This window comes from Desertimonas flava (assembly GCF_003426815.1).
GTDB classification, from domain to species: Bacteria; Actinomycetota; Acidimicrobiia; order Acidimicrobiales; family Ilumatobacteraceae; genus Desertimonas; species Desertimonas flava.
The window spans coordinates 525,739-547,602 of the sequence record NZ_QKYK01000001.1 but is presented as its reverse complement, the minus strand read 5'-3'; the positions used below and the strand labels follow the sequence as shown (position 1 = coordinate 547,602).

At 71.4% G+C, this 21,864-nt stretch carries 21 protein-coding genes; 9 read left to right on the top strand and 12 right to left on the bottom strand.

From position 1 onward, the window contains the following. The 5 genes from DN771_RS02640 to DN771_RS02620 all read left to right on the top strand — a co-directional run. Positions 1-789 (top strand): c-type cytochrome (locus DN771_RS02640; RefSeq protein ID WP_193615340.1); only part of this gene is annotated, 789 nt, incomplete at its 5' end. Between the two features lie 86 nt (positions 790-875). Beyond that, positions 876-2,147 carry a geranylgeranyl reductase family protein gene (locus tag DN771_RS02635; RefSeq protein WP_116995728.1) on the top strand — a complete coding sequence of 424 codons (1,272 nt, stop codon included), beginning with the start codon at positions 876-878 and terminating at the stop codon, positions 2,145-2,147. A 497-nt stretch (positions 2,148-2,644) separates the two neighbouring features. Further along, positions 2,645-5,089, top strand: a complete 2,445-nt coding sequence (locus tag DN771_RS02630) for a helix-turn-helix domain-containing protein (protein ID WP_116995727.1) — start codon at positions 2,645-2,647, stop codon at positions 5,087-5,089. Between the two features lie 6 nt (positions 5,090-5,095). Beyond that, positions 5,096-6,241 carry an acyl-CoA dehydrogenase family protein gene (locus DN771_RS02625; protein ID WP_116995726.1) on the top strand — a complete coding sequence of 382 codons (1,146 nt, stop codon included), beginning with the start codon at positions 5,096-5,098 and terminating at the stop codon, positions 6,239-6,241. A gap of 109 nt (positions 6,242-6,350) precedes the next feature. Beyond that, entirely contained in the window at positions 6,351-6,902 is a 552-nt protein-coding gene (locus DN771_RS02620; protein ID WP_116995725.1) for an rRNA adenine N-6-methyltransferase family protein, read from the top strand. Here DN771_RS02620 and pdxR read toward each other — a convergent pair. Continuing rightward, positions 6,868-8,292, bottom strand: coding sequence for a MocR-like pyridoxine biosynthesis transcription factor PdxR (pdxR, locus tag DN771_RS02615; protein WP_116995724.1), 1,425 nt, complete (start codon positions 8,290-8,292; stop codon positions 6,868-6,870). The two genes, DN771_RS02620 and pdxR, sit on opposite strands and share 35 nt — an antisense overlap. A 47-nt stretch (positions 8,293-8,339) precedes the next feature. Between pdxR and DN771_RS02610 the strand changes: the two genes are divergently transcribed. Together DN771_RS02610 and DN771_RS02605 are read left to right on the top strand one after the other, a co-directional pair. Continuing rightward, positions 8,340-8,795 carry a hypothetical protein gene (locus DN771_RS02610; RefSeq protein ID WP_116995723.1) on the top strand — a complete coding sequence of 152 codons (456 nt, stop codon included), beginning with the start codon at positions 8,340-8,342 and terminating at the stop codon, positions 8,793-8,795. A 58-nt stretch (positions 8,796-8,853) separates the two neighbouring features. After that, positions 8,854-9,657 carry a M14 family zinc carboxypeptidase gene (locus DN771_RS02605; protein ID WP_116995722.1) on the top strand — a complete coding sequence of 268 codons (804 nt, stop codon included), beginning with the start codon at positions 8,854-8,856 and terminating at the stop codon, positions 9,655-9,657. Between the two features lie 234 nt (positions 9,658-9,891). Here the strand turns inward: DN771_RS02605 and DN771_RS02600 are convergent, their stop codons facing one another. The 8 genes from DN771_RS02600 to DN771_RS29165 form a co-directional block, all read right to left on the bottom strand. Next, positions 9,892-10,611 (bottom strand): hypothetical protein, encoded by a 720-nt coding sequence (locus tag DN771_RS02600; protein ID WP_116995721.1) that lies wholly within the window; start codon positions 10,609-10,611, stop codon positions 9,892-9,894. Between the two features lie 17 nt (positions 10,612-10,628). Beyond that, entirely contained in the window at positions 10,629-11,048 is a 420-nt protein-coding gene (locus tag DN771_RS02595; protein WP_116995720.1) for a LysM peptidoglycan-binding domain-containing protein, read from the bottom strand. A gap of 57 nt (positions 11,049-11,105) precedes the next feature. Beyond that, entirely contained in the window at positions 11,106-11,345 is a 240-nt protein-coding gene (xseB, locus tag DN771_RS02590; protein WP_116995719.1) for an exodeoxyribonuclease VII small subunit, read from the bottom strand. Beyond that, entirely contained in the window at positions 11,342-12,739 is a 1,398-nt protein-coding gene (gene xseA, locus DN771_RS02585; RefSeq protein ID WP_116995718.1) for an exodeoxyribonuclease VII large subunit, read from the bottom strand. Before xseA ends, xseB begins: the two co-directional genes overlap by 4 nt. A gap of 27 nt (positions 12,740-12,766) precedes the next feature. Then, positions 12,767-13,972 carry a DNA recombination protein RmuC gene (locus DN771_RS02580; protein ID WP_162941455.1) on the bottom strand — a complete coding sequence of 402 codons (1,206 nt, stop codon included), beginning with the start codon at positions 13,970-13,972 and terminating at the stop codon, positions 12,767-12,769. Positions 13,973-14,028: 56 nt separating this feature from the next. After that, the gene (locus DN771_RS02575) at positions 14,029-15,678 is read right to left on the bottom strand and encodes an NAD(P)/FAD-dependent oxidoreductase (protein WP_116995716.1); all 1,650 of its coding nucleotides are present in this window, start codon (positions 15,676-15,678) and stop codon (positions 14,029-14,031) included. 95 nt (positions 15,679-15,773) lie between these two features. Next, on the bottom strand, positions 15,774-16,787 hold the full coding sequence (locus DN771_RS02570; RefSeq protein WP_116995715.1) for a metallophosphoesterase family protein: 1,014 nt from the start codon (positions 16,785-16,787) through the stop codon (positions 15,774-15,776). 25 nt (positions 16,788-16,812) lie between these two features. Then, positions 16,813-17,037 carry a hypothetical protein gene (locus DN771_RS29165; protein WP_162941454.1) on the bottom strand — a complete coding sequence of 75 codons (225 nt, stop codon included), beginning with the start codon at positions 17,035-17,037 and terminating at the stop codon, positions 16,813-16,815. 65 nt (positions 17,038-17,102) lie between these two features. Between DN771_RS29165 and map the strand changes: the two genes are divergently transcribed. Continuing rightward, on the top strand, positions 17,103-18,095 hold the full coding sequence (gene map, locus DN771_RS02565; RefSeq protein ID WP_116995714.1) for a type I methionyl aminopeptidase: 993 nt from the start codon (positions 17,103-17,105) through the stop codon (positions 18,093-18,095). A 45-nt stretch (positions 18,096-18,140) separates the two neighbouring features. Here map and DN771_RS02560 read toward each other — a convergent pair whose 3' ends face one another. Continuing rightward, positions 18,141-19,142 carry a hypothetical protein gene (locus DN771_RS02560; protein WP_162941453.1) on the bottom strand — a complete coding sequence of 334 codons (1,002 nt, stop codon included), beginning with the start codon at positions 19,140-19,142 and terminating at the stop codon, positions 18,141-18,143. A gap of 143 nt (positions 19,143-19,285) precedes the next feature. Here DN771_RS02560 and DN771_RS02555 point away from each other — a divergent pair, with 143 nt between their 5' ends. Continuing rightward, the gene (locus DN771_RS02555; protein ID WP_116995712.1) at positions 19,286-19,792 is read left to right on the top strand and encodes a copper chaperone PCu(A)C; all 507 of its coding nucleotides are present in this window, start codon (positions 19,286-19,288) and stop codon (positions 19,790-19,792) included. A gap of 18 nt (positions 19,793-19,810) precedes the next feature. Here the strand turns inward: DN771_RS02555 and DN771_RS02550 are convergent, their stop codons facing one another. Next, positions 19,811-20,545, bottom strand: a complete 735-nt coding sequence (locus DN771_RS02550; protein ID WP_116995711.1) for a VOC family protein — start codon at positions 20,543-20,545, stop codon at positions 19,811-19,813. Beyond that, the gene (locus DN771_RS02545; protein ID WP_227462250.1) at positions 20,542-21,840 is read right to left on the bottom strand and encodes an NAD(P)/FAD-dependent oxidoreductase; all 1,299 of its coding nucleotides are present in this window, start codon (positions 21,838-21,840) and stop codon (positions 20,542-20,544) included. The genes DN771_RS02550 and DN771_RS02545 overlap by 4 nt, the downstream gene beginning before the upstream one ends. Positions 21,841-21,864: the final 24 nt, after the last annotated feature.

Below are 21,864 nucleotides of genomic sequence, written 5' to 3'. Positions count from 1 at the left end.
GCCGCCGGCGCGGCCACCCCGGCCACCTCCGCCCCCGCCGCCACGCCCGCAGCAGCGACCCCGGCGGCCCCGGCAGGACGCAAGGCGGCGGCCGCTCCGGCCGCCGCACCGCCGCCCAAGCCCGACTCACCCGTGGTCGCCGCCGCCAAGCGCCGCGCCAAGATCCCGTTCTGGGCGATGGCCGGCCTGTCGCTGCTGCCGATCTGGATCTTCATGTACGTGCGCGCCGTCACGGAGCCGCCGGAAGTGGCGGCCGGCCCGATGGGCATCGGCGCCGAGGTCTACGCCGGCAACTGCGCCTCGTGCCACCTGGGCGACGGCGGCGGCGGCGCCGGCCGCAAGCTCAACGACGGTGAAGTCGTCAAGACCTTCCCCCACATCGAGGACCACATCCGCTTCGTGTACTTCGGCACCGAGGGCTACGAGTCCGACGGCATCACGAGCTACGGCGACCCGAACCGCGAGGGCGGGGCGCACACCACCCGGTCGTACAACGGCAACGTGATGCCGAGCTTCGGGTCTGCGCTGACGGGCGAGGAAGTGCTCTCCGTCGTGTGCGAAGAGCGCTTCGGCTTCGCCGGTGGGCTCGACCCCACGAGCGAGGACGCGGCTGAGGAGTTCGAGACCTGGTGCTCGGACGAGTCGCCGGTCTTCTTGGCCCTCGAGTCCGGTGTCGACCTGCTGACGATCGGGACCCCTGACGGCCCCGAGATCCTCGATCCCGAGGGCAACCCCGCCGACATCCTGCCGATCGGACCCGAGCCGATGGCCGGCAGCCCGGCGTCCTGACCTCCGGTCCGACCAACCGGCCCGTCCTGATCGCTCGGTTCCCGTCGGGCCGACCTGCTCGGCCCCGTCGATAGCGTCGGCTGGCGATGGCGACCCCCAACGACGTACAGACCGATGTCCTCGTGGTCGGGGGTGGTCCGGCCGGTGCAGCCGCCGGCTACTGGCTGGCCCGTCACGGCCACGACGTCACCGTCATCGAACGCAAGACGTTCCCGCGCGAGAAGACGTGCGGCGACGGCCTGACCCCACGGGCGGTCCACCAGCTGGACGCCATGGGCCTGTCGAGCGGTCTCCAGCAGTACCACCGCTACAACGGCTTGCGGGCCACCGGCATGGGTCGCCAGCTCGAGCTGGAATGGCCGAGCCACCCGGTGTATCCGAACTACGGCTACGTCGTGCGGCGCCGGGAACTCGACAAGATGGTCGCCGACAACGCGGCCGGCGCCGGCGCCCGACTCCTCGAGGGACACGAGGCAGTGCATCCCATCGTCGAGCGCGGCTTCGTGCGCGGTGCCACCGTGAACCGCCGCGCTCCGGACGGCGGAGTCGGCTCGACGGTCGACATCCGGGCCGAGTTCACCATCGTCGCCGACGGCGCCAACAGCCGCTTCGGGCGGGCTCTCGGCACGTCGCGGACCAAGGAGTGGCCGTACGGCACGGCGATCCGGAGCTATTGGACGACGCCCCGCCACGCCGACCCATGGATCGAGTCGGCGCTCGACGTCAAGGACCGCAACGGGAACCCGATGCCCGGCTACGGCTGGATCTTCCCCGTCGGCGACGGCACGGTGAACATCGGCGTCGGCCTGCTGTCGACGTTCCGGGACTTCAAGAGCGTCAACACCACGCACCTGCTCGACGCCTACGCCCACCAGATCGCCGACCGCTGGGAGATCGATCCCGAGACCCCCGAATGCCGCCCGACGAGCGGGCGCATCCCGATGGGTGGCAGCGTCGGCCCCAAGGCCGGGCCCACCTACCTGGTGATCGGCGACGCCGCCGGCAGCGTGAACCCCTTCAACGGCGAGGGCATCGACTACGCCTACGAGACGGCCCGCATGGCGGCCGACGTGATCCACGAGGCCCTGATCGACAACAACGCCGCCGCCCTGCAGCGCTATCCCAAGCTGCTCGACGACGAGTACGGCCAGTACTTCAAGGTGGCCCGGCTGTTCGCCCGGGTGATCGGCCGCCCGGTATTGATGCGCGAGCTCACCCGGGCCGGCATGCACAGTCGCACCCTGATGGAGTGGGTGCTGCGCATCATGGCCAACCTGCTGCGCCCCGACGAGATCGGTCCGGCCGAGGCCGCCTACAAGGCGGCGGCGACCCTCGTTCGCTTCGCTCCCAACGCCTGACGGGCGGCATTCCACTGCGGGTCGCTGACGACGGGCCGTGACTCACCGGGTCGTGGAAGGATGCTCACGAACAGCGAGGGTGGCTCGAGCTGTCGAGGGAATCTCCGAAGACCGGACCCCGGGTTCCAAGAGACCCGGTTGGTCGGTCCTCCCATAGTTGTGGGAACTCGGGGAGAAACCAACCAACCGGGGAAATGGAGACAATGAGTCAAAGGCTCCGCCGCACACGACGCCGCCGCGTCAGTGCACCCTTGCCATCATCCCCACGATCCGCCATGAGGTCCGCCTGGAAATTTGCCGGCCACCGAACTGTCGTCGGTGGCGCCGCTGGCAGCATATCCAAACCGTAACACTCGGCACTAGCGGAGGGGGTACGCGTACGTTTCGGGCAACTACGCGCTTTGCACGCGGGTAACCCCTGGCCGTCGTTCTCCCGGGGTGGTACCTTCCCAGTCCCGGCTCCCGCCGGGCGTCCCTCTCCAGTGGCAGGCAGGATCGTGACACAGACCGAACTCGTCGAGCGCTCCGACCACATCGCCGCTGGCGTCCGCTCCCTCGCACCGGGCGCGGGCCGTCGTGGCGTCATGCTCGCCGGCCCGTTCGGCGCCGGCACCACGGCCGTGGCCACGGCGATCGTCGAGGAGTTGGCCGCCGTCGGGACCACGGTCGGCGAATGGCCGCCGTCACCCGGAGTCAGCGTGGTGACGATCGACGCGCGACGTCTCGGCAACGTCGATACGGCCACGCTCGACTACTGGTTGCGCCACACCCCCGACGCCCGCCTGATCATCGGAGCACGCAGCGGGGCGTCGCTGCCGTCGTGGCTGACCGCGCTGTGGTCGTCCGGCGCCGTCGACCGCATCGAGGTTGCGCCACTCAGCACCGCCGGTGTCGAGGAGATGGCCTCGGGGCTCCTCGGCGGCCCGTTGTCCCGGGGACTCGTCGACTATCTCTGGCGCTTCTCAGGGGGCCTGCCGTTGCTGGTCCGCGAGCTCGTCGCCGACGCCCGCAACGACGGCAGCATCGTCACGTCGGGCCGGGCGTTCGCCTGGGCCGGCGACCCGTCGACGGTCGGTCCGCGGCTGCGCCACCTGGCTCGGTCGCGGATCGACGAGCTCGCCGAGCCGGTGCGAACCACGCTCGACATCGTCGCCTGCGCGGGAGGCGCCCCGCTCCGTACCATCCTCGACCTCGTCACGCCCGACGCGCTCGACGCGTGCGAACGGATCGGCATGATCACCACCGACGGTGACGGGTTGGTGCGCATCGAGCCCGTCGGTCTCGAGCTCGCCGTCCGCGACTCGATGCCGGCCGGTCGGCGCACCACGATGCGGCGCCGGCTCAGCGACGCGATCGCCTCCGACGCGGCCGCCCCCGACGAGTTCATCGTGCGGGCGGGCACGTGGTCGCTCGACGAAGGCGTCAGTCCGCGAAGCGACCTGGCGGTCGCCGCGGCGACCGCCGCCAATCGGAAAGGCGACTACCGCTCGGCCCGGCGCCTCGCCGCCTCGGCCGTCGGCTCGGAGGTCGATCTCGACGCCCGGCTGGCGCTGGCCCACGCCGCGCGGTTCGGCGGCTCACCGCTCGACGTCACAGTGATCGTCGACCCCGCCCACGCCGACACGGAGTTCCGCGAGGCGTCGGCGATCATGCTCGCCAACGTGCAGCAGTTCGAGCTCGACGACGTGGAGGCGGCCCTCGCGACGCTCACGCCGGGAGCGAGCTCGAGCCGCCGGCTCGCCGCCTATCGCTACGCCCATCTCGCCTATGCCGGCTGCTTCGAGGAGAGCCTCGAGCCGATGCTGACGATCGTCAACGACCCGGCCAGCAGCGACGAGGAGCGGTGCGTCGTCTGGCCGCCGCTCATCGCCGGCCTCGTCTTCTCGGGCCGCAGCCAGGAGGCCGTCACCCACGCTCAGCGCGCCGTCGCCGAGGCCCCGCGGGTCGACCGTCAGGTGCCGTTCGCCCGGAGCCTGAACGCCAGTGCGCTCTTCTTCGCCCGCTTCTTCGGCGGGTGGGGCGTCGACGATCTGCCACCGGTCGGCCCGCTCGCCCTGACCGGGGTGATGCAGCTCGGGTTGGGGCTCCCGCTGTTGGAGAACGGCCAGGCCCCCCGGGCAGTCGTCGAGATCGACAAGGCGCTCGCCACGTTCGACGTCAATGACCCGTTCGGATTCCGGGTCCTCGCCCTCGCCGCGGGGGCCGCGGCTGCCGTGGTGTCGGGCGAGGAGGAGCGCGGCATCGCCATGCTGGCCCAGGCCGAGCGGGTTCCTCGCCGCATCGGACGGCTCCTCACACCCGAGATCGATCGCCTGCTCTTGTGGCCGACGTTCTTCCGGGGCGGTGCCGGACAGGTCGCATCGGCCGGCGGCGCCCTCGTCGCCGATTGCGAGCGCCAGGGCCTGTGGGGCGCTGCTCTGTCCATCCGGCACACGATGCTGCGGCTCGGCGTCACCACGGCGATGCCCGACGAGGAGGCGATGGCTCGAGTCGACGGTCCGGCGGCGGTGGCGATGGCGACACAGTTCCGGGCGGTCCGGGAGGGGGACGCCGACGCCCTCGTCGAGGCGTCCGCGCTCTTCGAGTCGATCGATGCCGTGGTCGCTGCGGCCGAGGCGGCGGCCCAGGCCCACTACCTCGCCAAGAACGACGGCCGGCGCGCCACCGCTCGCGCCGCCGAGCTCCGCGTCCGTCGCCTCACCGACGGCATCGACACGACGCCGTATCCGCTGCTGCGCGACTGGACCGCCACCCACCGCCTCACCCGGCGCGAGCGCGAGGTCGTCGCCTTGGCCGCGCAACAGCTCACCAACCGCGAGATCGCCGCCCGTCTGCGCACCTCGCAGCGCACCGTCGAAGGGCACCTCCACCGGGCCTACACGAAGCTCGGCGTCGACGATCGTTCACGGTTGCGGTCCGCCGTTCCCGGGGCGCAAGGCTGACCGGCGATGAGGATGACCACCGAGCACGAGGCCTTCCGGACGATGGTGCGCCGATTCGTCGAGGAGGAGATCAACCCCAACGTGCCGGCGTGGGAGACGGCCGAGGAGATGCCGCTCCACGACGTGTTCGCCAAGATGGCCGGGCTCGGGCTGCTCGGCCTCGAGTACGAGCCCGAGTACGGCGGCCAGGGTGCCGACCACGCGTACACGCTGATCCTCGCCGAGGAGATGGGGCGCGCCGACCACGGGGCGTTCCCGATGGCGCTCGGGGTGCAGGTCGACATGGCCACCCCGTCGCTCGCCCGTTTCGGCTCGCCCGACCAGAAGGCGGCGTGGCTGCGCCCGACGCTCGAGGGGCGATTCGTGGCGTCGATCGCCGTCAGCGAGCCCGACGCCGGGTCCGACGTGGCCGGTCTGCGCACCCGCGCCGTCCGCGACGGCGACGAGTGGGTGATCAACGGCACCAAGACGTGGATCACCAACTCGCTCCAGGCCGACTGGTTGTGCCTTCTCGCCCGTACGTCCGACGAGGGCGGCTATCAGGGCATGAGCCAGATCATCGTCCCGACGGCCACGCCGGGGTTCTTCGCCGCCAAGATCCACGACAAGCTCGGCATGCGCGCGTCGGACACGGGCACGCTCACGTTCGACGACTGCCGGGTCCCCGTGGCCAACACGATCGGCGAGATCGGTCGCGGCTTCCAGCAGCAGATGGCGCAGTTCGTCGTCGAACGGATGTGGGCGTCGTACACCGCGGTGGGTGCCTGCGATCGCGCCCTGGAGCGCACGCGCGACTACTGCCTCGCCCGCAACGTGTTCGGCAAGCCGCTCAGCGGCCATCAGTACGTGTCGTTCCGCCTCGCCGAGCTCGCCGCCGAGGTCGACCTCCTGCGTCACTACCACCGTTCGATCGCCGAGGCGTACGACGCCGGCGACGACGTCACCCGGCAGGCCACGATCGCCAAGCTGAAGGCCGGCCGGCTCGTCCGCGAGGTGGGCGACTGGTGCCTCCAGTTCCACGGCGGCATGGGCTACGTCGAGGAGAACTGGCCGGCGCGCTTCGTGCGGGACAACCGCATCGTCGGCATCGGTGGTGGCGCCGACGAGGTGATGCTCCAGGTCCTCGCCCGCCTCGACGGCTATTCCGCGTAGCCGTCGCGTTCCTGTACTGGTCCTGACCCGCTCGCGGGACGAATCCAGTACAGGAACGCGGGGGTGGGCACCTACGGTGGGCGCATGAACATGTTCGTGATGGTGCGCCGTGTCCGGGGTCAAGTCCCGGAGGGCGTGGGGCTGGCACTCACTCGACCCGGCCTGGGCTGAACGCCTCGTCGCCGGGTCCGGAGTCGGACGCGGCGACCTCGTCATTGACATCGGTGCCGGACTCGGCGCGATCACCCGGCCGCTCGTCGGCGCCGGGGCGACCGTCATCGCCGTCGAACGCCACCCGGGCCGCGCCGACGAGCTGGCCGTCGAGTTCGGACAGCGCGTCACGATCGTGCGCGCCGACGCCGCCGACCTGCGCCTCCCCCGGCGGCCGTTCCACGTGGTCGCCAACCCGCCGTTCGCCGCCACCAGCGCCATACTGCGGCGGCTCCTGCATCCCGCCAGCCGGTTGATCAGCGCCCACCTCGTCCTCGACGAGCGGGCGATCGACCGTTGGGCCGGGCCACACGCACCGGCGGCCGCGCGCTGGCGACGGGACTTCGCCCTGTCGGTGGGGCCGCGACTGCCGCGTCAGGCCTTCGACCCACCCCCCGCCGTGCGCTGCCGGATCCTCACGCTGCAGCGGGTGAGCCGGGCGCGGACGTGAGCAGGTCGGCGATCGTCTCGATGCCACGACCGATGGCGCTCTCGGTGACGTTGCCGAAGCCGATGACGAGCTGCGGCGGCACCGTCGCGCCGCTCGACCGCCACCGGCTCATGGCTTGCACGCCGACCGATCGTTCCAGCGCGGCGGCGACGATGGCCCGCTCGTCGGCGCCCTCGGCGAGATCGAGCACGGCGTGGAACCCGGCCGCCAGCCCGCTGACCCGCACGCAGGGGGCGTGCTCGGCGAGGGCGGCGACCAGCGCCTCGCGACGAGCGGCGTAGACGGTGCGCATGCGCCGGAGATGCCGGTCGTACCGGCCGCTGCGGATCATGTGGGCGAGGGCCAACTGGTCGAGCGCCGGTGAGCCGCGGTCGGCGATCTCCTTCTCCCTGGCGATCACCGGCGTGAGCTCGGCCGGGCAGACGATCCAGCCGAGACGGAGCCCGGGGGCGAGCGACTTGCTGACCGACCCGATGGCCACCACCTGGCACGGCGACAGGCCCTGCATCGCCCCGACGGGCTGGCGGTCGTAGCGGAACTCGGCGTCGTAGTCGTCCTCGATCACGAAGGCGTCGCGCTCGATCGCCCAGGCGATCAGCTCCTTCCGGCGCTCCGGAGCGAGCAGCACGCCCGTCGGCGCCTGGTGGGCGGGCGTGACCACGACGGCGCGGGCCGAGGTGGCCGCGAGGCGCTCGACATCGATGCCGCGCCCGTCGACCGGCACCGACACGACGGTCGAGCCGATGCGCTCGATCGACGCGTCGGTGTCGAGCGAGCGGGGATCCTCCGCGGCCACCGTGTCGATGCCGAGGCGCTTCAGCGCTGCGGCGACGACGCCGAGCCCCTGGGCGAAGCCGGAGCAGATGACCACGTTGTCGGCGTCGACGTCGGCGCCGCGGACGCGTCGGAGGTAGGCGGCCACGACCTCTCGCAACTCGCCCATCCCCCGGTGCTCGTCGTTGCCGAGGGCGGCGAACGGCGCCGACTTCGCCGCCTCGCCGAGCGCCCACAGCCAGTCCTTCATCGGGAAGCCGGCGAGGTCGGGCACCCCGTAGTCGAAGTCGACGGTCGGCCGCCGCCGGACCTCCCCCGCGGGTGCCGGTGGGACCGCGGGGACGGCGCGCGTGGCGACCCGGGTGGCCGACCCGGCGCGCGAGTCGAGATAGCCCTCGGCCTCGAGCTGGGCGTAAGTGTCGACGACGAGGCCGCGGGAGACGTCGAGCTCGCGGGCGAGCATCCTGCTCGACGGCAGGCGCTCGCCGGCGGCCAGCCGGCCGGCCCGGATCGCCTCGCGCAGCTGGTTCTGCAGCTGCGCGCCGAGCGTCTCGTCGCCGCTGCGGTCGAGCTTGACGAGGAGGTCGGGACCAGAACCGGTCCACTCGATTGCCACGGAACTGGACCTTACCAGGGGGCCACTTGGGGCGTACCGTCGCTCTCATGCACCCCACCTCGCCGCTCAGCCCCGCCCTCGACCAGCTCGTCGCCGACCGCATCGCCTCACTCCATGCCGACGCCACGGCCATCCGCATCGCACGCCAGGCTCGCGCCCGCCGCCCCTGGCGCCGGCAGCTCCGCACGGGGCGGGGCCCGGTCGCCGAACCGGTCTTCCTCGGCGGCCGACCGCCGACGGTGGGCTCGCCGGACTTCGCCCGCTGGAGCGGCCTGCTGGGCGCCCACGTCGCCGAGCACGGCATCGCCACCGCCGAACGAGCCGTGGCCGCGATCGTGCGCATCGCCCTCCGTCGGGGAGCCACCACCCCGGCGCTCAGCGTGCTCGGCGATCGTGAGGAGCCGTCCGTCGTCCGGGAGCGGGCCCTCGGCATGGTGCTCGGCGAGCTGGCGCGAGTCGCCCGTCGTGCCGAATCCGTCTCCGGCGAGTCGTCGGTGGCCTGAGCCCCGACGACCGGCGTCGCGGCCGGTCCGGACCGGATCGGGGCGGTAGCGTCCGGATGTGCCCCGCCACGTCCGCTACGCCGCCGCCCTGCTCGCTCTCCCCCTGGTGGCCACCGTGCCCCCGAGCGAAAAGGAGCCGGCCGCGACCACGGTCGATGTGGCCTCGACGGAGACCCCGGACGCACCCGCCACGATCCCCGTCGGCACGTCGGTCGAGGGCCGGCCCATCACCGCAGTCCACCGGCCCGGGGCTCCGTCGGCCGACGGCTCGTCGACGGTGACGGTGCTCGTCATCGGCGTGATCCACGGCGACGAACAGGCCGGCCTCGACATCGTGGATCGGCTCGGCTCGCTGCCCGTTCCCGACGGGATCGACCTCTACCTGATCGACTCGATGAATCCCGACGGTGTGGCCGCCGACGTCCGGGGCAATGCCAACGGGGTCGATCTCAACCGCAACTTCCCCTACAACTGGGGCCCGATCGCCGCGCCCGGTGACTGGCAGTACGCCGGCGAGTCGGCGGCGAGCGAGCCCGAGACGCAGGCGATCGTGGAGTTCGTCAGCGAGCTCGAACCCGATCTGCTGATCTGGTACCACCAGAACGCCTTCTCCGTCGCCCCGGCCGAGGGCCGTGCCGGCGAGGTGCGTCAGCACTACGCCGAACTGACCGGGCTGCCGATGGCGTCGGTCACCGGTGGCACGTACACGGGCGTGGCCGCCACGTGGGCCCGCAACGAGCTGGAGGACAACGACGGTCGACCGGGCATCGCGTTCATCGTCGAGCTCGGCGACACACTGAGCCCCGACGACGCCGACACCCACGCCAACGCCGTCCTCACCGTCGCGACCGAAACCGTCTGACACAGCGCCGCGGCGCGGAGGTCGTCCTCACTCCGCATCGTCGCTTCGCTCCTCGCTGCGTTGCGGCGAGTTCTCTGGAGGAGCGGCTTCGCCGCACCCAGCTGCTGGGCGGGGCGAGCAAGCTCGCCTGATCCGCCCAGATTGGGGGCGACTGCCCCCAAACCCCCGACGGAGTGCGAGCACACCACGGAGGCCGACCGGTCCGGCAACCGCGCGAGCCCCGCGGCAGGATCGTTACGCCGGAACGGGGATGCGCTGGGAGTCGATCCAGGTCTCGAGGGCGGGGCCGGACTCGAAGCTGGTGATCAGGGCGTAGCGCGGGGCCGTGCCGTTGTGCACGACGACGTGCCAGAGACGCTGAGTGTCGACCACGAACCGGGCGCCACGATGCAGGGGGACGCGCCGTTCGGTGGACCGGTCGGGCAGACCGTCGGCGTCGTTGTCCATCAGCAGCATGTAGCTGTCGGGGTTGTCCGTCAGCTCCACCCACGACCGCACCACCCAGCCCTCGTTCTCGGGGTTGAAGCGGTTGTTGTCGTCACGGTGGATCGAGCGGATCGCCGTCTCGCGGTCCTGCGGCTCGAGCTTGATGATGCGAACGCGCCCGAAGTTGGCGCCGACGCCGTCGACGTAGTCACGGATGCCGGGCACGAGCGCGGCGTTCGAGGTCCACAGGGCGTCCTTGTCGGTCTTGCCCTTGTCCCAGAACCCCCGGCAGTCGAGCTCGCCGTCGGCGGATGCGATGGGGGCGAAGTTGGTGTCGCCGCCGCTCTTCCAGTCCATGTACTCGAGGGACTCGTACTGCTCGGGCGTGACGTCGGGATCGATGTCGGACAGCAACACGACGCCGGTCTCGGCGAGCACGTCGAGGCGAGGATGCGGCGTGTGCAGCGGGATGTCGAGGCTCCAGTGCTCGGCATTGGGCCAGAACGGAGTTGCCGACTGCGTGGTCATGACGACAACGTTACGACTCACGGTGCAGCCGAGGTGGTCACTGTGGTGGTTGTCTCACCGGGCAGCGTCGGCGCCGTCTGGCCGGGCACGGTGGGCGGCAGGGCGTTGGCGACGATGTCGCGCGACGGCAGGGCAAGGATCTGCCCGGCGGCCAGCTGATCGGGGTCGGTCATGCCGTTCAGTTCGAGGATCGCCTGGACCGGCAGGCCGTACGCGGCGGCGATCTTGGTGAGCGTGTCGCCCCGCTGCACCTCGTAGTACTGCGGCAACGTGGTGGCCACCGACGGCGGTGGCGTGGTGGGTGGCGCGGTGGTGACGATGGGCGGCAGGGCCGGGGACGACGACGGCGTGTCGTCTTTGGCGCACGAGGCGAGGACTACGCCTCCGACCACCAGCAACGCCGTCACGATCCACGTCCCGATCACCCGTGATCGCATGGGCGCCGATCCTAGTGGTCGAGACGGAAACCGGGCCCGAGCTGGGACGATGTCCGATCAGGCCTCGGCGCCGCCCGCCGCCGGACCGTCGAGATCGGCGATCACCTCGTCGATGCGGACCCGGGCCGCGCCGATGCGCTCGCGGCAGAGGCCGATCAGTTCCGTGGCCCGGGCGACCCGGTCGGCCAGCGTGTCGACGTCGACGTCGGTGGCTTCGAGCTCGGCGAGGATCCGCTCGAGCTCGCCGAGCGCCTGGGCGTACCCGAGGCGGGGCGTTGCGGTGTCGGGCTGATTCATGTCGACTGCTCCGTTCCGGCAGGGGTGCCGCGCGTCCCGACGCCGTTCGGCTCGTCGGTGCCGTCGACGGTACTCGTGACTCGACCACCGGCGAACACGGTGACGATGCGCTCGCCCGGGACGACGTCGGCGGGGCGGCGGACGATGGATCCGTCGTCGCGGCGGGTGATGGTCCAGCCGCGAGCGAGCATGACGGCCGGGTCGACCGACCGGGCGCGGGCCGCCAGCCCGTCGAGGAGCCGCTGCTCGGCGTCGACGATCTGGCGGGGGCGCACGCGCAGGCGCTCGGCGGCGCGCTCGACGCGTCGCTCGGCCGACGAGAGGGCGCGCGTCGGGGCGACTCGGAGCTGGGCGGCGCGCTGGGCGAGTCCCTCGTCGGCCCGCACCACGGCGGCATGGGTGCGCCGGGCGATGCGGTGGGCCCGCTCGCTGAGTTGGCGTTCCGCCGTGGTGACCTTGTCCCGGGACGCCGCGATGATCTGGCTGAAGGCGCGATCGGAGCGACGACCGAAGTCGTGCGCCGCTCCCACCAGCGCCTGGGCGCACGCGGTGGGGGTCTTGAAGGACGTGTGGGCGACCTCGTCGGCGATGCTGCGGTCGACCTCGTGCCCGAGGCCGGTCAGCACCGGGACGGCGGCGTGGGCGATGGCGACGGCGATCTCCTCGGCGTCGAAGACGGCGAGCTCGTTGCGCGCCCCACCGCCGCGGATGACGACGATGCAGTCGAGCGGCCGGCGGCTCAGCGTGGCGACGGCCGCCGACACCATCGTGACCGCGTGCTCGCCCTGCACGCGGACGTCGCACACCGACAGCTCGAACCCCACCCCGCTCGCGCTCAGCTCGTGCTCGAAGTCGTGCCACGCCGCGCTGCCGACGCTGGTGACCACGCCGATGCGCAACGGGATCATCGTGAGACGGCGCTGACGGTTGGCGTCGAGCAGCCCGGCGGCGACGAGGCGGCGCATGACCTGGTCGCGCTGCATCGCCAGATCCCCGAGCGTGAAGCGCGGATCGATACCGCCCATCTTCAGGCTGAGACGCCCGGTCGGTGCGTAGTAGTCGAGGAAGCCGTGGATGCGCACCTTCATGCCGTCGCCCAGCACGAGGCGGTTCTTGGCGAGCATCGTGCGGAGCCGTTCGCGCTGGGGAGCGAAGAAGGCCACGGGGATGACGGCCTTGGTCTCGGAACGATCGTCGGCGAGGGTGAAGTAGGCGTGGGGCCCTCGGGCGTTCCACCCCTGGATCTCACCGCGCACCCAGACGCCGTCGTCGAATCCGCCGCGGAGCCGGGCGTTGATCACGTCGGCCAGCTGACTGACCGTGAACGTGCCCTCCGGCTCGAAAGTGTCGGACCCGCTCTCGCTGGGTCCGAAGTCGAACGATGGCTGTGACATGGCGGGCCCAGTCTTACCGGCGAGGCCCTACCGACCGCGCTCGACGACGCGCAGGGCGAGCGTCTCGGTGCCGTCGGACGCGTCCTCGTCGTGGTCCGGACCGTCCTCGGGCGACACGATCGCCCGCTGCTCGCGCAGCGCCTCGAGCTGGCGCAGCGGTCGCTCGACGGCGCGCTCGCGCGTGGTGGTGAGTCGGTCGAACTCGGCCTGGGTGGCCTCGAAGTGGCGCTTCACCTTGTCGGACGACTCGACGTAGCGGCGCCACTCTCGGGTGAAGCTGCCGACCAGGCGGAGGATCTCGTCGCTGGTCTGCTCGATCATGAAGTTGTCGAACGCCTGGCGGATGACGCCGAGGAAGGCGAACAGCGTGAGCGGCGAGCACATCACCACCCGCTGCTTGAGCGAGTCGTCGAGCAGGTCGGGGTCGTGCTCGTGGATGAAGCCGCTCAACTGCTCGTTGGGGAGGAACAGCAGCACGTAGTCGAGCGACGGCCGTCCGTCGTCGGCGTTGGCGTAGTCCCGCGTCGCCAGCTCCTTCACCCGGGCGCGGACGTCCCGGAGGAACGAACGGAGATGCTCGGACCGCTCGCCGTCGGACGGGGCGTCGAGGTAGCGGAGATAGGCGGCGAGGGGGAACTTGACGTCCATGTAGAGGACGTGGCCCTTGGGCAGGTCGAAGGCGAAGTCGGGACGTGCCCGCCCCCCGGCGGTGGACACCTGCTTGCGGTAGTTGACGTTCTCGACGAAGCCGGCGAGACGCAGCACGTCCTCGGCCATGCGCTCACCCCACCGGCCGCGGGCCTGGGAGTTGCCGAGCGCCTCGCGCAACGTCGCCGTGGACGCGGCGAGCTTGCCCGTGACGTCGGCGTGGTACCGGAGGGCGTCGTCGACCTGCCCGAACCGCACGGCGCTGGCGTCGCCGAGCCGGGCGACGAGCTCGCCGAGGCGGTGCAGCTCGTGCCGCACCTCGCCCCGCACGGCGTCGAGCCCGGCGCCGATGGCATCGGACCGGCCGTCGAGGTGTGATCTGGTGAGCCGATCGACGTGCTCGAGCGCCGAGGCCACGGCCGCGTCGGTCTCGGCAGCCTGGTTGCGCTGGAGCTCGGCCACGGCGCGTCCGAAGGCGAGGCGCACGTACCACACGACGACCACCAACCCGGCGAGCGCCAGGGCGGCGGCGGCAACGGCGACGATCACGACCATGCCCGCCATCATGACGAAGGGGTGTGACACGCGAACGGATGGTGGCCCGCTCTGCTGTTCAGCCGGTTCCATGCGGTTCGGCCGGTTCAGCCGGTGAGGTAGGCGTGGACGAGCGGTATGACGCTCGCCCCCTCGCCGCTCGCCGAAGCGACCCGCTTCATCGAGCCGGCGCGGATGTCGCCCACGGCGAACACGCCCCGCATCGTCGTCGCCAGGTTCGCCGGCGGCCGGCCATCGGCCCACGTCTCGCCGGGCACGTCCCGCCCGGTCAGCACGAAGCCGCGGTCGTCGCGTGCCACGTCGATCGGCAGCCAGTCGCAACGGGGATCGGCGCCGAGCAGGAGGAACAGGCCGTCGCAGTCCCGCCGTCGACGATCACCGCTGCGCGGGTCAACGACGTCGAGCCAGGCGAGCCGGTCGTCGCCACCGGCGCCGACGACCTCGGCGAAGGGCTGCACGGTGATCCGCTGGTTGTGCTCGATCTCGTGGATGAGATAGCTGGACATCGTCTCGGCCAAACCACTCCGCCGCACCATGATCGTCACCGAGCGGGCGAAGCGCGAGAGGTAGATGGCCGCCTGGCCGGCGGAGTTGCCGCCGCCGACCACCACCGTGTCCGCGCCGTCGAGCTCCCGCGCCGCGCTCATCGCACTGCCGTAGTGCACACCGCGACCCACGAGCGCCTCGACGGTGTCGATCCCCAGGCGGCGGTAGGCGACGCCGGCGGCGATGACCACCGACCGCGTGTGGATCTCACCGCCGTCCGTCGTGATCACGAGATGGTCGCCGTGAGGGCACGGCGACAGCGCACCGACCTCCCATCCGGTGAAGAAGCGCGTCCCGAAACGGATCGCCTGAAGGCGAGCCCGCTGGGCGAGGCGCATCCCCGAGATCCCGCGCGGGAAGCCGAGGTAGTTGCGGATCATCGAGCTCGTCCCGGCCTGCCCGCCGATGGCCTCGGCCTCGACGACCACGGTGTCGAGACCTTCCGATGCCCCGTACACCGCCGCCGCCAACCCGGCCGGTCCCGCCCCGACGATGCACAGGTCGACGACGGCATCGACGTCGATGTCATCGGGACGCCCGTACGTGGTGGCCGCCACCTCGCGCACGCTGACCGGCGCCAACACCCGTTCGCCGGGCACCTCGACCAGGGGCCAGTGCGGCACGTCGGTGCCGAACTCGGCGATGATCTCCTGGCCGATTTCGGAGTCGGGACGGTGCGTGCCGTAGGGCATGCCGGTGCGGTCGAGATAATCGCGGATCTCGACCGTGAGCGTGACGTCGGGCGGCGACACCATCCGGACCGTTTCGACCTCGGGCGCGGCGACGGTGGAGCCCCAGTCGGAGAGCAGCTCGGTGATCGCCCCGTGGAACTCCTCATCGCGGACGCCTCGAGGCATCAGCAGGTAGGCGTCGTACTTGCCCTTGACCAGGCCAGGACGCAGCGGTTCGGCGTCAGTGAGGAAGCGGTCCCAGTGGGCGACGATCACCCGCTTGGCCGTCGGAACCGACTGGCGCAGCTCGTGGAAGACGGCGAGCGGATGATCGTCGCGCACCGCCAAGTCGACCACGATGAGAGCGACGGCACCGTCGGCGGTGAGCCGCCGGGCCTCGTCGGCCGCCGCCGCCCCGTCGGGAACGGCGACCACGTCGTAGTCACGCCGGTACCGGCCGAACTCGTCGACCAAGAAGTCGGCGTGGTCGGGCGAGACCAGGATGATGGCCGGCTGCACCGGCCAAGTATGCACGCCGGGCCGAATCGGCGCTTCCCCGCCGAAGTGTGAGCCCACGACGCAGGTTCCCGCGTCCTGAGCTCACACTTCGCGGGCTACGACCGCAGCGGGATGGCGAAGCAGCGGTGGTCCAAGCGGCCGAGGGCATACTCGGTGTAGTCCAGCCCGAAGTCGCTGTAGAGATCGCGGCAGGCCTCGCTCCAGGCGAGCGCCTCCGGCGACGAGATCCGATGGACGATCTGCAGCAGGCCGCTGTCGTACACCCGGTACTCGGCCCAGGTCCCGGGGAAGTCCTTCACACAGCCCACTTCGATGCTCGGGACGCCGCCGCCGGCCGGGTGCACCAGGTGACGGTGGGTGTGCCCGGCGGTGTAGGCGACGACGGCCGGGTGCCGGGCGAACAGCTCGTCGAGCGCCCGGCTGGCCGGCTGCTCGAGGAGGAACGCAGGGTCGCCGAAGGATCCCTCGAACCACTGCGGATGGTGCCCCATGACGACGACCGGGTCGGTCGCCGCGGCGACGTGGGCGTCGAGCCAATCCAGCTGGCCGGCCGACAGCGACCCGTCGGCGCGGTATGGAGCGACGGTGTCGAGCAGGGCGACACAGACGCCCGGAAGCTCCACCCACTGGTCGCCGGCGTAGCGGTCCTGACCCCGATACGAGTCGTGGTTGCCGCGCACCACGAACAGGCGATCCCCGAACGCCGGGCGATAGCACGCCTCGAAGGCGTCGAACTCGTCGTCGGTGCCGTCGCTCGTCAAGTCGCCCTTGGCGAACACGGCGTCGAACGGGCCGGCAGCCGTCATCTCGGCCACCGCGCTGCGATTCATCAACTCGGGATACGGCGTGGCCCCGGGGGGGACCGACCGAACGGGACCGAGATCGCTCCCTGTGAGATGTCCGGCCTCGGTCTCACCGAAATGCACGTCGTTGACCGTGGCGAAGCGGCAGCGCAACGAGCCGGTGGGGAGCGGGAGCGTGGTGAACGCGATGCCGTGGCGCTCGTAGGCGGTGCCCGGGTCGAGACCATCGACCACGGTGGCGGACGTCCCCGCGTGGAACGTCGCCGACTCGGGTGTGACGGTCGTCAGCTCGAGGCGCGGCGGCATTCGTGACGAGCGGCCGGGAGCGCGGCTACGTCCAAGGACGTGCGCGGCGCAACGGGATCGGCTGGCTCCACCACCGGCCGCTGAACTTCCACGCCGACGGTCGACCGTTCGACACCCCGGGCCCGCCCGCTTGCCCTGGCCACATCGCCTCGATGGCCGCAACGAGTGCCGCCGCCTCCTCGTCGGAGGGCACGGGGGACACCGCAACGAGTGCCGGCGACGCCGGCGTGACAGAGATGCGATCAGCCATTGCCCAACAATGTACGCAGCGGGCCGCGGGGAGCGGCCATCGGCGACACCCGTATCCTGGAGCCGATGGTGCTCGCCCACGCCCCCCTCGCCAATGCTCCGGCGGTGCTCCCGCAGGCCAACGACCCGTGTTGGTGCGGCAGCGGCCGCAAGTACAAGCGCTGCCACAAGCGCAGCGAGGGCCGCGTGCTGCCCGGCGTCGTGTCGCCCATGCGCACCCTCCCCGCCTCGATCGCCCGCCCGCCCTACGCCGACACCGGCGAGGTGCCCGAGCGCGGCGAATCGGCCGTCAAGTCCCCCGACGTCATCGCCCGCATGCGCACCGCCGGCCACCTCGCCGCCGAGATCCTGCGCCTGGCGGGTGAAGCCGTTCGGCCCGGGCTCACCACCGACGAGCTCGACGCCTACGTGCACCAGCTGCACATCGAGCGCAACTGCTACCCGTCGCCGCTGAACTACCACCACTACCCGAAGAGCGTGTGCACGTCGGTCAACGAGGTCATCTGCCACGGCATCCCCGACTCGCGCGAGTTGCAGGATGGCGACATCGTCAACCTCGACGTCACCGTGTACCACGACGGCGTGCACGGCGACACCAACGCCACGTTCTTCGTCGGCGACGTCGACCCGGCGAGCCGCCAGCTGGTGAAGGTCACCGAAGAGGCGATGTGGCACGGCATCGAGGCCGTCAAGCCCGGCCGTCCCCTGTCCGACATCGGCCGGGCGATCGAGGATCACGCCAAGCGCTACCGCTACGGCGTCATCCGGGCGTTCATCGGCCACGGCATCGGCGAGGAGTTCCACGGCGACATCCAGGTGCTCCACTACTACAGCCCGCAGAACAACGACATCATGCGCCCCGGCATGACGTTCACGATCGAGCCGATGATCAGCCACGGCGGCTGGCAGCACAAGATGTGGGACGACGACTGGACCGCGGTCACCGCCGACGGCAAGCGCACGGCCCAGTTCGAGCACACCGTCCTCGTCACCGACGACGGCTTCGACGTGCTCACCGGCGGCGACGGCGCCGTCTCGCCCCGCGCCCCCTGGGCCTGACCCGACGTCTGACCGAGCCGGCTGGCGGTCGGACCGGCGACGCTGTCACCACCGATCAACCGATGACACATCCACGGTGACAGCTTCCACGCCCGCCATCGAACCACGACGGCGGGCAGCGACGGTCAGCCGATTGCGCCGAGCGCCGGGCCGAGTCCGAGCGCAGCGGTAACGGTCGCGACGACGTAGCCGGGATCCTCGACGACGTCGTTGCGGGTGAAGAAGTAGATCGTCCGCCCAGAGAGCTGCACGGAGTTGCGACGGCCTTTTGCGTTGGCGGTCGCCGGCGCTGAGATAGCCCTGACGACCACCGACCTCGATGACGATGGGAACGTGGTCGAACTCGAAGTCCACGCGCACCACGCCGACGCCGTTGAGCCGGTGCCGGCGCTGGGGCGACGGGATGGGCAGGCCTGCCGAGCGCAGCACGCCGAGAAAGCGCCGCTCCAACCAGCTGTCCACGACGGCGTCGGCGATGATCTCCTCGAACATCGCCACCCCAGGGCGTCCTTGACGCCCGAGCTCGTCGAGTCGTTGCGCGACCACCGGTACCGCGGTGAGGCGCCTGCGGCAGGCGCTGTCCAGCGCGTTCGCGGCCTGTTCCTTGGTCCCCCTGGCGAGCAGCTCGACGACGGTGAGCGTCGCCGAGGTGCACGCCAGCCCGTCGAGGTTCACGCGGTCGAGCGTGTCGGGACCGCTGATCGAGTGCACCGCGCCGATCGTGTGCCGGTTCCGGGCCACTCGGGGCACCACGAACTCGAGCGGCCCCTCGCCGAACCCATCGAGGCCGAGGAGATGAGCCGCCGCGGGCCCGCTGACGAGTGCACCGGCACCGAGATCGAGCAGCCCGGCCATCAGGCGGCCCCGATAGTCGAGCGTCACGCCGGCGAAGTGCAGGGCCTGTGGTCCGCACGCCACCAACGAACCGCTGCGGAGCCGGCCCCACAAGGCCGCCGGCGTCAGCCCCGCCCGGCGCGCCTGCCGGCGCGAGAACACCTGGTGCTGCTCCGTGGCGTGTTCCGCCAATCTCAGGTCGACCGCCTTCATGGCGACGATCATGACGATGCCCTGTGACAACGGGCGGCCGACCAGTGGGCACCAGCGAAGCGGTCACCGTGGATCAAGCCGCGGTTGATGGGCGGTGACACCCTCGGGAACTTCTGCAGCGCGGCCGGAGACTTGAGAGGGGCATGACTTTCCGCCGGCTGCTGCCCCTCGCCGTCCTGCTGCCCGTCGTCGTCGCCTGCGGTGACGACGACGGTTCCGGCGATGCCACGCCGGCCGTGGAGATCACCGATGCCTGGGCCCGGACCACGCCGCCCGGGACCACGGTCGGTGCGGTCTACTTCGTCGCCGAGTCGACCACCGACGACGCCATCGTGTCGGTGACGGTCGACCCCGCGGTCGCCGGGTCGGTCGAGCTGCACCAGATGGCCCCGGCCGCCGGCGACGTCGACGCCGACGCCGACGTCAACGACAACGACAACGCGATGATGTCGATGCAGCAGGTCGCGCGGCTCGACCTGCCCGCCGGCGAGGCGCTCGACGTCGACGCCGCCGGCTACCACGTGATGCTCGTCGAGCTGGCGGGCTCCCTCGTGACCGGCGACGAGTTCGACTTGGAACTGGGCTTCGAACACGCCCCGGCCCAGTCGATCACCGTCGAAGTGCGCGAGTTCGCCCCGGGCGACGACTGACGCCGGCGAAACGCTGAGCTACGACAGCGGCGGGCGGCGGATCAGGCAATAGGGCAGCCCGGCCGGGTCGGCCATCACCGTCCAGTGCTCGTGCTCGGCCATGACGGCCGCGCCGAGCCCACGGTGCGTGCCGACCATCGCGTCGACGTCGTCACACGCTAGATCGAGATGAGCGCCGGCTTCGGTGGCCGGTGAGTCGGGTTCGAGGCGCTGGAGCAGCAACCCGAGGGCGAGGCCTTGCTGCAGGGCGAGGTAGGAGAACTCGTTCATCGGCGCCCCGCGCAGTTCCCATCCCGTGAGCGCCGCCCAGAAGTGCCGCTCGGCGTCGTAATCGGGCGCCGGGATGTCGATGCACACCCGGTCGAGCTGGGACCGGACACCCTCGACGATTGGGGCCGCCGGCCGGCGGCGCGACCCGTCGTCGGCGACGACGCAGAACACCATTCCCGACGGGCTCCGCAGCACCGGCACGCCCGCGTCCTGGTGGACCGGGGAGGCTCCCAACCCGGTCGCCGCATCGACCGCCGCCGCCACGTCGTCGACGTGGACGTCGAGGTGGATGCCGCCGCCGGCGTCCACGCGCTGCACCCGGACGTAGGCGTCGCCGTCGGCCGGGACGAGGGTGGCGAACTCGTCTCGCGCGCCCCGGGCCGGCGAGACCGCCGAGCCGGTGACCGCCGCCCAGAACGCCGTGGCGGCATCGAACCGCTCCGCCGGCCGATCGATGAACGCGGTGAGCCAGACGATGGTCACGGCAGCGACCGTCGTGGCGAGGCGTCGATCGCGAGGTCTCGTTCGGCGACGATGCGGCTCCCCCGGTCGAAGGTGAGGTAGTTCCACGCCCAGTTGACGAGGACGTTGGCGCGGTTGCGGAACCCGATGAGGTAGACGAGGTGCAACCCGAGCCAGGCGACCCAACCGGCGAACCCCGTGAGGCGGCGCCCGCTCGGGAACTCGGCGACGGCGTCGTGGCGGCCGATCGTGGCCATCGAGCCCTTGTCGCGGTAGTGGAAGGCCTCCGTGGCCGCTCCTTCGAGGCGCCGGGCGATCTGCCGGGCGGCGTGCCGCCCACCCTGGATGGCGGGCTGGGCGACCTGGGGCAGCAGGGGCTCGGTCCCGGCGATGTCGCCGATGGCGAAGGCCTCCGGATGCCCGGGGATCGAGAGATCGTCGGCGACCACGATCCTGCCGCCTTTGGTGAGCTCGACGCCGAGCGACTCGGCGAGCGGGCTGGCTCGCACCCCGGCGGCCCACACCACGACGCCGGCTGGGAGGGCCGTGCCGTCGGCGAGATGGACCACTCGCCGCTCGCCCTCGTCCACGACGCGGTCGACGCCGACGCCGACACGGACCTCGACGCCCCGCTTGGCAAGGGTGCGCATCGCCCGCTCGCCACTCTTCTCCGACAGGGCCCCGAGGAGCCGGGGCGCAGCCTCCACGAGGATGACCCGCACCGATCGGACGTCGAGCGTGGGGAAGTCCTTCGCCAACACCTTGGTGAAGAACTCCATCATCGCCCCGGACGTCTCGACCCCGGTGGGGCCGCCACCGCACACGACGACATTGAGCTCGCCGCGCTCGATCATCGACGGGTCGGCCGCCGCCTCCTCGAAGCGTTGCAGCACGGCGAGGCGGAGGTCGAGGGCGTCGTCGAGCGATTTGAGCGAGATCGCGTGCTCGTCGATGCCGGCGATGCCGTAGGTGGTGGACACCGCGCCGGCGGCCAGCACGAGCGAGTCGTACGACAGCTCGTCGCTGACCCCGGTCCCGCGCACGACGCCGACCACTCTGCGGTCGAGGTCGATCGCGGTGACCTTCGCCATCTGCACGTTGACGTTGCGCTGGCGGCGGAACACACCGCGCACGGCGTACGCCACGTCGTCGGCGTCGAGGCCGGCCGTCGCCACCTGGTAGAGCAGCGGCTGGAAGAGGTGAAAGTTGTTGGCGTCGACGATCTCGACGTCGACCGGGCTCTGTCGCAGTCCCTTCGCCGCGGCCAGGCCACCGAAGCCGGCGCCGACGATCACCACTCGGTGTCGTCTGTCCACGAGATCCACGCTACGGCGGGCTGG